This is a genomic window from Sodaliphilus sp., assembly GCF_045598405.1.
Classification (GTDB): domain Bacteria; phylum Bacteroidota; class Bacteroidia; order Bacteroidales; family Muribaculaceae; genus Sodaliphilus; species Sodaliphilus limicaballi.
Map to the genome: position 1 here is coordinate 1 of NZ_JAZLLZ010000093.1, position 11,702 is coordinate 11,702.

Annotated in this window: 7 protein-coding genes; all 7 read left to right on the forward strand. The window is 50.2% G+C overall.

Annotation, left to right across the window (positions count from 1 at the left end; genetic code table 11):
• Nucleotides 1-558: 558 nt before the first annotated feature.
• Nucleotides 559-3,459: a M16 family metallopeptidase gene (locus ACKI3C_RS07095; protein WP_407403478.1), complete on the forward strand. Its 2,901-nt coding sequence runs from the start codon at nucleotides 559-561 to the stop codon at nucleotides 3,457-3,459.
• Between the two features lie 58 nt (nucleotides 3,460-3,517).
• Complete coding sequence (locus ACKI3C_RS07100) at nucleotides 3,518-5,905, forward strand: glycoside hydrolase family 2 TIM barrel-domain containing protein (protein ID WP_407403480.1); 2,388 nt, start codon at nucleotides 3,518-3,520, stop codon at nucleotides 5,903-5,905.
• Nucleotides 5,902-6,840: a GNAT family N-acetyltransferase gene (locus ACKI3C_RS07105; RefSeq protein ID WP_407403482.1), complete on the forward strand. Its 939-nt coding sequence runs from the start codon at nucleotides 5,902-5,904 to the stop codon at nucleotides 6,838-6,840. The genes ACKI3C_RS07100 and ACKI3C_RS07105 overlap by 4 nt, the downstream gene beginning before the upstream one ends.
• Nucleotides 6,841-6,849: 9 nt before the next feature.
• Nucleotides 6,850-8,283 (forward strand): oligosaccharide flippase family protein, encoded by a 1,434-nt coding sequence (locus ACKI3C_RS07110; RefSeq protein WP_407403484.1) that lies wholly within the window; start codon nucleotides 6,850-6,852, stop codon nucleotides 8,281-8,283.
• Nucleotides 8,284-8,337: 54 nt separating this feature from the next.
• Nucleotides 8,338-9,315, forward strand: a complete 978-nt coding sequence (locus ACKI3C_RS07115; protein ID WP_407403486.1) for a DNA adenine methylase — start codon at nucleotides 8,338-8,340, stop codon at nucleotides 9,313-9,315.
• Nucleotides 9,316-9,529: 214 nt separating this feature from the next.
• On the forward strand, nucleotides 9,530-10,387 hold the full coding sequence (locus ACKI3C_RS07120) for a type II restriction endonuclease (protein ID WP_407403488.1): 858 nt from the start codon (nucleotides 9,530-9,532) through the stop codon (nucleotides 10,385-10,387).
• 9 nt (nucleotides 10,388-10,396) lie between these two features.
• Nucleotides 10,397-11,314 (forward strand): DNA-methyltransferase, encoded by a 918-nt coding sequence (locus tag ACKI3C_RS07125; RefSeq protein ID WP_407403490.1) that lies wholly within the window; start codon nucleotides 10,397-10,399, stop codon nucleotides 11,312-11,314.
• Nucleotides 11,315-11,702 lie beyond the last annotated feature (388 nt).

Genomic DNA, 11,702 nt, shown 5'->3' on the forward strand with positions numbered 1-11,702 from the left:
GCAAAGGTTCGCTATCCGCGGCACCGGCTTCGCCGACTTACCGCTGCTCACTTTGCCGAGCTCGCTTCGCTCGGTTCGGCGGTGGGGGTTATTCAGGTATTGTCCTGCCGGACAATAAATTAGCAATATTTATTATCAAATACTAAAGTTGAAAATATAACTGCTGACACTTTTGTGTAACGCCGAAAATAATCTGTTTTTCAGCGAAGCGGTGTTTTTGGGTTTTGCGAGCAAGCAATCCCGCAGGGTGATGATTGTTACGGGATTGGGCGTTGAGAACTTGTTCTCATAAGGCCAAGGCCGCAACAAGCATCAGTGACTCGTAGAGACACATTGCTCGCAAAACGGATTTTCTTGTTTTTGTTTTTAGACCCTTACTACCGAAAAACAAATGCGGATTTTCAACTACTTATCTATTTTATTCTATAGAAGACACAGAGGGCACAGCACTGATTAAGCCAGATTTTCCTATTGATTTGATGCGGTTGCCCTGCCGTTTTTGCATTTTCACTTGCGTTTTCGTCAAAATATTCGTACCTTTGAAAAAAATTTGGCTTTATGAATAGGATATTTTGCATCATTGCGGCTATTGCCGTGAGTGCTATGGCATTAAATGCCAAGGAGTATAACTTCACCTCAGTTCAGGGCGACGTTACTGGCACACGTATTTACACATTAGAGAACGGTCTCAAGGTTTACTTGAGCGTCAACAAGGAAAGACCACGCATTTCATCGCTCATCGCAGTGGGCACCGGCTCACGCAACGACCCGGCCGAGACTACCGGACTGGCTCACTACCTCGAGCACCTCATGTTCAAGGGAACACGCCAGTTTGGCACCACCGACTTCAGCAAGGAGGAACCTCTGCTCAACGACATCGAGGCACGCTATGAGCAATACCGCAAGGTCACCGACCCCGCCACACGCACACGACTCTACCACGAGATTGACAGCGTGTCGCAACTGGCAGCACAATACAACATTCCCAACGAGTATGACAAGCTCATGGCTGCCATCGGCGGTCAAGGATCTAACGCATATACCAGCAACGACGTCACATGCTACACCGAGGATATTCCTGCCAACGAGGTCGAGAACTGGGCGCGCATACAGAGCGACCGTTTCATGAATATGGTGATACGCGGTTTCCACACCGAACTCGAAGCCGTCTATGAGGAATACAACATCGGTCTGGCTAAAGACCAGTGGAAAATGTATGACGCCCTCTATGCCAAGTTGTTCCCCGGGCACCCCTACGGAACGCAGACCACAATCGGCACACAAGAGCACCTCAAGAACCCCTCAATCACCAACATCAAGAATTATTACAACAACTACTACTGCCCCAACAATGTGGCGATATGCCTCGCCGGCGACATGGATCCCGACAAGGTGATGCCCATCATAGACAAGTACTTCGGTTCATGGAAAGCAAACCCCACCTGCAGCCGTCCCGAGTATCCTGCCCTCAAACCCATCGCTGCTCCCAGCGACACCACTGTCACCGGTCAGGAAGCTGAATTTGCTGTGATGGCATGGCGTTTCGGTCGCGGCAACTCACTTCAATGCGACACCGTTGAGGTGATTGCCGACATGCTTGCCAACGGCACCGCAGGCATCTTTGACCTCAACCTCAACCAGACGATGAAAGTGCAGTCGGCAACAGCATTCCCCGATGCGCTCAATGACTACTCGAGCCTCGTCGTAATGGCCGAGCCCAATGACGGGCAGTCGCTGCAAGACGTGCGCACTCTTGTGCTTGGCGAGATTGCTAAGCTGCGCAGCGGTGATTTCGACGACAATCTGCTCGCCGCCGTTGTCAACAACAAGAAACTGCAATTCCTCAACAGCCTCGACGACAACCGCTCACGCACCAACATGATGGTTGACGCCTTCATCAACGGCAAGAAGTGGGACGACGTCACTAGCAAGCTCTCTCGCATGGAAGGCATGACCAAGAAGCAAATCGTGGACTTCGCTCGACACCACATCAAGGACAACAACTTCGTGTGCGTCAATAAGGTGCAAGGCGAGGACACCATCGCCAAGAAGATTGACAAACCCGCCATCACGCCCATTCCCAGCAACCGCGACTTCCAGAGCCAGTTTGTTGCCGACGTGATTGCCAGCAAACCCGAGCCCATACAGCCCCAGTTTGTCGACTTCAACAAGGATCTTACCAAGGTTGACGGCAAGCAGCCCCTACTCTACAAGCAAAACACCGACAACGACCTGTTCTCTCTCACCTATCAATTCCCCTTCGGTTATAGTGCCGACAAGCGCTACGACATCGCGATTGACTACCTCGACTTCCTAGGCACTAATAAGATGAGCGCCGAGGACTTCAAGAAAGCGCTCTACTCGCTGGCTTGCGACTACGAACTCAAAATCACCGAGGAAAACATCTATGTCAACATCTACGGCCTGAACAAAAACATGCCTGCCGCCCTCAAACTCATTGAGGACCTCATGCACAACGCCAAGGCCGACAACGAGGCCTACAGCAGTCTCGTGGACATGGTGATGAAGATGCGCGCCGATGCCAAGACCAACCAGGAACAATGCTCGGCTCACCTGCGCACATACGGCATCTACGGACCACGCAATGTTTACACCGACATCCTCACCGAGCAGCAACTGCGCGACATCAAGCCCGAGCAACTGCTCGACCTGCTCAAGAACCTCAACGCACAGCCGCACACCGTTCTTTACTATGGCCCCATGGCTCTCAACGACCTGCAGTCATGCCTGGCAGCAAACCACAACACCAGCGGAAAAGTGCGCGAGAGACTGCACAACCGTCCCTACATAGCGCAAGACACGCCCATCACCGAGGTGTGGCTCGCGCCTTACGATGCAAAGAACATCTACATGACGCAATACTGCAACCTGGCTCGCCGCTGGAAACCCGAGAATGCCGCCACTATCGAGCTCTTCAACGAGTACTTCGGCGCAGGCATGAACACCATCGTGTTCCAGGAACTGCGTGAGGCCCGCGGTCTTGCCTATCACGCATCGGCAATGTACTCGCAACCTAGTGTTAGAGGACGTAGCGAGTATGCCACCACCTATGTCATCACTCAAAACGACAAGATGATGGACTGCATCAACCAGTTCAAGTGCATCATCGACACTTTGCCACAGAGCGAAAAGGCTTTCAATCTGGCAAAGGAATCACTCCTCAAGCAACTCGCTAGCCGCCGCGTGACCAAGATGGGCGTGCTCAACACATATATCAACGCACAGCGCCGCGGACTGGACTACGACATCTACCAGAAGGTTTATGAAGACCTGCAGGGCCTCACACTCAACGACCTCGTCAACTTTGAGCAGGCCACAATGGCTCGCAAGCCCTACCGTTACCTCATACTGGGCGACGAGAAGGAACTAGACATGAAGTCGCTGGGCAAGATTGCTCCCGTGCGCCGCATCACACTCGAAGATATTTTTGGATATTAAAACTAGATTTTCTAGAATTTCTAGATTTCCTAGATTTTATATAGAAAAAATATAAAACATGAAAAAACTGACATTACCACTCTCTGCCCTTCTTGCCCTCAGTGCAGCGGCTCACGACGTGAGTCTGAACGAGGGATGGCAATTCTCTCGCGACGACAAGTCGTGGACTACTGTCAACGTGCCCCACGACTGGGCCATCAGCGGCCCCTTCGACAAGAAATGGGACATCCAGATTGTGCAGATACACGAGAATGGCGAAAAGAGCGCGACCGAGCATACCGGACGCTCTGGTTCCCTGCCCTGGATAGGCAAGGGAACATACAAGCGCACGTTTACCGTTCCTGCCGGTTATAAGCGTGCCGAACTCATCTTTGACGGTGCCATGGCCGATGCCCACGTCTATGTCAACGGCAAGCTGGCAGGGCAATGGCCCTATGGCTACAATGCTTTCCGCGTGGACGCTACCCCCTATCTCAACGGTGGCGAGAACCTGCTTGAAGTAAAACTCGACAACATGGAGGAAAGCAGTCGATGGTATCCCGGCGCAGGCATCTACCGCCCCGTGACGCTGCACTGCACCCACAGCGACATTGCCCTCGACTCATGGGGAGCGTTTGTCACAACAGCAGGCATCAACGCAAGAAAGGCAACAATCGACGTCAAGCACCGTCTCACAGTGGCTAACCGCGACTTGCAGTGCACACTGGCAGTGAACATCGTTGACGCAAGCGGCAACACCGTGGCAACCAGCACCTCGCTTGCCGACGGCACTGGTGCATTCCACGACATCATCACCGTGGACAACGCCCGCCTGTGGTCGCCAGAGTCGCCCAACCTATACAAAGCTATCTTCACTCTCGCTAGCGATGGCAATGTGCTCGACCGCCAGGAGGTGAAGTTCGGCATACGCACCGTTGCAGTGAGCCGTGAGCATGGTTTCCAGCTCAATGGTGTCACACGCAAGTTCAAGGGAGTGTGCCTGCACCATGACCTCGGCATGCTGGGCGCTGCCGTCAACAAGGCTGCCATCGTGCGCCAACTCGTCGCACTCAAGGAAATGGGTGCCGATGCCATTCGCACCTCACACAACATGCCATCGTCGATACAGATGGAGATGTGCGACAGCCTGGGACTCATGGTCATGGCCGAGAGTTTCGACTCTTGGCGAGACTCCAAGGTGAAAAACGGCTACAATCTCGTGTGGGACCAGTGGTGGGACAAGGATGTCACCAACCTGGTGCTCAACCACCGCAACCATCCTAGCATTGTGATGTGGAGCGCGGGCAACGAGATTCCCGAGCAGGCCAAGACCGAGGGTGCTGAGCGTTACAAGAAACTCATCGACCTCTTCCACACGCTCGACCCCACCCGACCCGTCACCTGCGGCACCAACTGGATAGGCGGTGCTATGGACAGCGGGTTCTCTATCGTGGCCGACGTGCCTGGCTACAACTATAACCTGGGCAGTTATGAATCTACCGTAGGCCGACTGCGCCAAGGGGTCATTCTGGGCAGCGAGACGGCTTCGACAGTGAGCAGCCGCGGCGTGTATAAGTTCCCTGACGAACCTCTCAACAACAAGGAATGGGACGACGGTCAATGCTCAGGATATGACACCGAGGCATGTTGGTGGAGCAATCTGCCCGACGACGACTGGCACATGCAGGAGGACTTTGACTGGACCATCGGCGAGTTTGTGTGGACCGGATATGACTATCTGGGCGAGCCCACGCCTTACGACAAGTTCTGGCCCAGCCGCAGCAGCTACTTCGGCATTCTCGACCTCGCAGGCCTGCCCAAAGACCGTTACTACCTCTACCGTAGCCACTGGAACAAGCAGGACCACACCATACACCTGCTGCCTCACTGGACTTGGCCCGGACGAGAGGGACAGGTCACACCAGTTTACTGTTACACCGACTACCCCACCGCCGAGCTCTTTGTCAACGGCAAGAGCCAGGGACGCATCACCAAGGACAGCAAGAGCCGACTCGACCGTTACCGCCTGCGCTGGCGTGAGGTCAAATATGAACCGGGCGAAATCAAGGTTGTGGTCTATGACGACAACGGCAACAAGGCTGGCGAGCAAGCCATCAAGACTGCCGGCAAGCCTGCGCGCCTAGTACTGTCGCCTGAACGCACCGTGATTGATGCCGACGGCAACGACCTTGCTTTTGTAACCGTGAGCCTTGTCGACAAGAACGGAACCTTATGCCCCGATGCCGACGACCAACTCACATTCGACGTCAAGGGCAACGGCACGTTCAAGGCAGTGTGCAACGGCGACGCCACTTCGGTAGAGGTGTTCACGCAACCCACTATGAAACTATTCCACGGCCAGCTCGCAGTGGCAGTGCAATCAACCAAGCAAGCCGGCATGATGACGCTCACCGTCAAGGATAAGAAAAACGGACTGAAGTCATCAGTCAAGATTCAGAGCAAATGATTGAAATCAAACGATATGACAGCAGCATGCAGCAAGCATGGGACGAGGTTGTGGGGATGACCCGCAACGCCTCGTTCATGCATCATCGAGGCTTCATGGACTACCACAGCGACCGCTTCAGCGACTACTCGCTAGTGGCAATGGACGCAGGCAAGATTATCGCCTTGTTGCCCGCCAACCGTGTGGGCGACAAGGTGTTCTCACACCAGGGACTCACCTATGGCAGCTGGCTCATGACTGACCGCTGCGATGCTGTCACCATGATGCAGGTGATGGAGAAGGCCATGGCATTCCTCCAAGGCGACGGAGTGAGCGAACTCATCTACAAACCCGTGCCACACATCTTCCACAGCTATCCCGCCGAGGACGACCTGTATGCACTTTTCCGCCACGGAGCCGTGCTCAGCGAGTGCACCATCTCCACCACTATCGACCTGGATGCACCCATACGCTTCGACCGCGGCAACCGCAGTGCTGTCAACAAAGCACAGCGTGCAGGCATTGTGGTGAGTGAGAGCAACGACCTCGACGCCTACTGGCAGGTGCTGCAAGATGTACTCGACTCGCGTCACGACACCAAGCCAGTGCACACCGTGGACGAGATGCGACTGCTGCAGTCACGTTTTCCCGAGAACATCAAGCTCTACACAGCCTCACTCCATGGTGAGGTCATTGCAGGCGTGCTCATGTTCTACTCTGGTCCAGTTGCGCATGCGCAGTACATTGCATCGTCGCTCGCAGGGCGTGAGCACAAAGCCTTAGCGCTTATTTTCGACACCCTTATCAAGCAGGCTGCCGACGAGGGGTTCCGATACTTCGACTTCGGCATCTCCTGCGAGGACCACGGCAAGTATCTCAATGAAGGGCTTGCCCAGCAAAAGGCACGCATGGGCGGACGTGGCATCACTTATAACGTATTCACAATAAAACTCTAAACCACCACAATGGCTAAGCAAGGCGGCATATCACGCATGGTTATGAAGGCAATGGGCATCTTTGGCGGTGTCCAGATGATGGGTATCATCTGCTCCATCATCCGCACCAAGCTTGTCGCCATGTGGCTAGGCACCGTGGGCGTGGGACTCTTCGGACTGTTCAACAACGCCCTCGAGATGATCAACATTGCCACCAACCTGGGAATACGCAGCAGCAGTGTGCGCGACATCTCGCAGGCTGCCGATGCACGTGACTCATCGCTCATAGCACGCATCATCGCCGTGGTGCGCAAGTGGTCTCTGTGGCTGGGACTAGCAGGAGCAACGCTCACGCTGGCACTTGCACCGCTGTTGAGCGAAATCACCTTCGGCACGCAAGACCACATCTGGGGATTCGTGGCTCTCAGCATTGCTGTCCTGCTCATGGCTATCACCAACGGCGAGCAAGCTGTGTTCCAGGGGCTAGCCCAACTCAAGAAACTTGCCCGCATCACCGTGCTGGGAACTGTGAGCGGTCTGCTCGTGTCAATCCCGCTGTTCTACTACCTGCGCGAGGATAGTGTGCTGCCGTCGATTATCGCCTATGCCGTGGCCAATGCGTTCTTTGCCATCGTGCTGCGCAATAAGGAATATCCCGCCGTCAAGGTCTCTCGCAGCGAGACATTCACCATGGGACGCGACTTTGTGCGCCTAGGGGTTTTCATGACCATCGGCAACTTTGTGACCATCCTTGCCACCTATATTTTCAACGCCTGGCTCAATAACCGTGCGGGCACAGGCGAAGTGGGACTGTATCAAGCAGGATACACATTAATTAATAAATACACGGGGCTCATACTCACTGCCCTGGGCATGGAGTATTACCCACGCTTGGCACGAGTGGCAGCCAGCCGCATGAAATTGAGAGTGTTTGTATCACAAGAAATCAACATCGCCCTGCTCGTAATGGTGCCCGTGATAGCCGCATTCATACTGTTGCGCGGCCCCATTGTCAGCATCCTTTACAGCAGCGACTTCGCCCCCATCCTCCCGTTTATCTCATGGGGAATGATGGGTATCATCTTCCGCGCAGTGTCGTGGAGCATGGCATTTGTCATCCTCGCCAAGGGATCGGGAAAGATATACCTCATCACCGAGACGCTGAGCGCCGTCACAGGGCTCGGGCTCAATATCATCTTCTACCAGTGGTGGGGACTCGTGGGACTAGGATGGGCTTTCTCGGTGTGGTACATAGTGTACACGCTCATCATCGCAGTGGTCTATTTCACCCATTACCGCCTGCGGTTGTCACTCAACTGCATGCTGTCGCTAGCATGGGCGGTAATTGTAACCCTTATTGTGACAATCACTGCCGAAAACGGTTATCTCATCCCCTCCATCGCCACAGCCACAATCGGAGCACTAGTCAGCGCCCACAAGCTGTTGCAACTCTGGAAAAGATAAAGCAAAAAGAATCCCATAACTCTACACCAATATAATTTTAAAAGTTGAACAATCATGGCAAAAGCAAAACCTTTTATCAAGTGGGTAGGCGGTAAGACGCAACTCATCGAACAACTGGATGCACAGCTACCAGCTGACTTTGGTAATTGGGAGAACGCCACCTATATCGAGCCCTTCGTAGGCGGTGGTGCGATGCTCTTCTACATGTTGCAGCGATACCCCAACATAAAGCACGCAGTAATCAATGATATAAACGCAGATTTAACAACCTGCTACCGTATCGTTAGGGACAATCCCGAGGAACTGATTGTATCCCTTCAGGAAATTCAGGATGCCTACAACACCCTTCAAACAGAAGAGGCACGCAAGGAGTTCTTCCTCACCGCTCGTGACCGCTACAATGAGAAGAATCTGGACCCGATTGAGAATACCACCAAGTTCTTCTTCCTCAATCGCACGTGCTTCAATGGACTTTATCGTGTAAACAAAAAAGGACTCTTCAATGTTCCTTTCGGCAAATACTCCAATCCGCAGATTTGCGACCCGATGACCATCCGCAAGGATAGCGAACTGCTGCAACGAGTGGAAATAATGACAGGCGATTTTGAAGAGACATTCCAACATGCCGAAGGCAACACGCTCTTCTATTTTGATCCACCCTACCGTCCTTTGAGCGACACTTCCAGCTTCAACGACTACACCAAAGAAGCCTTCAACGACGATGCTCAGATACGCTTGAAGGAATACTGCGACCGCATCCACGAAGCTGGCTTCCGTTTTATGCTCAGCAATTCGGATTGCAAAGGCAAGAATGAGGCAGACAGCTTCTTTGATGTGTTATATAAAGCATATCAAATTGAACGAGTTTGGGCATCAAGATTTATTAATGCTAATGCTTCTAAGCGAGGGAAGTTAACAGAGATTCTCGTACACAATTACAAGGAAACTAAAGCAAATGTTTACGTTGAGAACTTTCAGTTAGAACCAATGTTCGTTGCTGAAGATGAAATAGAATACAGAAAATCAGATTAAATAAAGTGATTGTATGGGAAAATTAAAAGAACTCGGTATCTATAACTATCAACAGGTTCCGCAATCTATATGCAGAGCTCTGAAGCCATCCTATTTCAAATTAAAGGAGGTTTCAAGAACTGTATCACGGCTGAATACTCGCATAGTAGAACTAAACGGGGTCGATTTCGACCACCTTAAAATAAATTCTTTCAATCTCAACAAATAAAGGAATATGGTTAAAGACTTCAATAAATTCATGTCTCAACTACAAGAGACAAACCAGACACTTGATTTCTTCTGTGATTTTACAAAAATTGAAGAAAATGTCGAGGATATAAAACTAAGTCTCTGTATGCTTAACAGCTTAATTGGTGCTGTTGATTTGCACAAAGCTGTTGAAACTATTTGGAAACGCGATAAGTCTGCGTTCCAAGTGTTAGACATCCTCATTGCTGTGAGACGAAAACGCACTAAAAAGGGAAAGAAGAAGCGTAAAGCTGTTGTGACAAGCTTAGGTAGTATCGTCAACATGGATGATTACTACACAAGTGTAGATTCTGTTGTTTCATTTCTTAATGAGACAGGTTTGTCTGACCTTTTAGTTAATAGCAAAATAAAGGATTTAGTAGATTATGTATTCGGAATAGAAACAGGACTTGATAGCAATGCTCGTAAGAACCGAAGTGGTCACATTATGGAAAATAAGGTGAGAGAAATTCTTGAAAAACATGATGTGTATTGCCGTTCTGAGGTTTATTCTTCCGAATGGCCAGAAATTACCAAAGCATTAGGCACAGACAAGAAACGTTTCGATTTCGTAATCAAGACAAGAGTTAAGACTTATCTGCTAGAAGTTAATTTTTATAGTGATGGCGGTTCTAAACCTAATGAGGTAGCAAGAGCTTATTCTGAACTTGCGCCCAAAATTAATAAAGTGCCCGGATTTGAGTTTGTTTGGATTACCGATGGAATTGGATGGAGTAAGGCTAAGAATAAAATTGAAGAGGCTTACTCAATCGTGCCTAAAGTATATAATTTAACCGACATCGTAGATTTTGTTGATATCATCAAACAGGAAGGATTGCTCTAAGTTAACATAATGATAGAAACATTTTACAAATCAAACAACAACGATTTCCTTCTTGCTCAGGGAGATACGTTTCACTTGCTAAAAGATTTTAGCTTCAAGTTCGACATGATATTTGCCGACCCTCCTTATTTTCTCTCTAATGGTGGCATTAGCCTACAGAGTGGTAAGGTGGTGTGTGTGAATAAAGGCGATTGGGACAAGGGTAAGACTCCCGAGGAATTGCATAAATTTAACATGGAGTGGTTAGGATTGTGTCGTGACAAACTAAAGGACAATGGTTCTATTTGGGTTTCAGGAACCTATCACAACATCTTTTCTGTAGCAAATTGTCTTACAGAACTTGACTACAAGATTTTGAATGTGATAACGTGGCAAAAGACAAATCCTCCTGTCAATATCTCGTGTCGTTTCTTCACCTATTCAACCGAATTTATCATTTGGGCTCGTAAATGCAAGAAGGTACCTCATAAGTACCATTATGAGCTGATGAAGAAACTGAACGACAATAAGCAGATGACTGATGTGTGGCGGTTGCCCGCTATTGGCCGTTGGGAGAAGTCTTGTGGCAAACACCCTACGCAAAAACCCCTTTCAGTGCTGACTCGCATTATCCTTGCATCGACCGACAAAGGTGATTGGATTCTTGACCCATTCAGCGGAAGTTCCACAACAGGTATTGCCGCCAATCTGTGTGGCCGAAGGTTTGCAGGAATTGAACAAGAAGAAGAATTCTGTAAAATGAGCAAAGCAAGACGCGAGGAACTTGACACAGATAGTGTAAAAGCCGACCTGAAACGACACATAGTTGATTTCAAGACTTTGGAATCATCGGGGCAAGCCAATCAATCTGATGGTGTTAACGGCATGGGGTGCGAGGAAGCAAGTAACATATATGGGGCTCTACCGTTCGACACAAAACCGTTGTAAATAGTTTTATCCAATACCAGCTTATCACTTGTGGGCGCGAGTTATTCATTATACGGGCAGTTTCCAGGGCCTCAGAATGTGGATGAGAAGCGCCCGCATTTTTTCCCTTTTTATTTATTTCATTGCTGGCTAGGATTGCGCATCTAGGAATTTTCTATAGAGACTACTTGTGTGAGTTCGCGAGGAAAAGAATTAGAAAGGGTATGTAGATGGATAAAGGTAGTTTTATTGCAGGGCAACCGCATCAAATCAATGGGAAAATCTGACTTAATCTGAAATATAATTCCCTTATTTCTGCTTAATCTGTGGTCTCTTGACAAAAGAACACAAGGACAAAAGAATAATTTTTAGTTGATTTTTAGTCAATTTCAAGCGCAGCGCCCTTTTT

Excerpts from the sequence above, each read along its gene's own strand:
- ACKI3C_RS07095 (WP_407403478.1), top strand. The coding sequence starts at position 559 with ATGAATAGGATATTTTGCATCATTGCGGCTATTGCCGTGAGTGCTATG.
- ACKI3C_RS07100 (WP_407403480.1), top strand. The coding sequence starts at position 3,518 with ATGAAAAAACTGACATTACCACTCTCTGCCCTTCTTGCCCTCAGTGCA.
- ACKI3C_RS07105 (WP_407403482.1), top strand. The coding sequence starts at position 5,902 with ATGATTGAAATCAAACGATATGACAGCAGCATGCAGCAAGCATGGGAC.
- ACKI3C_RS07110 (WP_407403484.1), top strand. The coding sequence starts at position 6,850 with ATGGCTAAGCAAGGCGGCATATCACGCATGGTTATGAAGGCAATGGGC.
- ACKI3C_RS07115 (WP_407403486.1), top strand. The coding sequence starts at position 8,338 with ATGGCAAAAGCAAAACCTTTTATCAAGTGGGTAGGCGGTAAGACGCAA.
- ACKI3C_RS07120 (WP_407403488.1), top strand. The coding sequence starts at position 9,530 with ATGGTTAAAGACTTCAATAAATTCATGTCTCAACTACAAGAGACAAAC.
- ACKI3C_RS07125 (WP_407403490.1), top strand. The coding sequence starts at position 10,397 with ATGATAGAAACATTTTACAAATCAAACAACAACGATTTCCTTCTTGCT.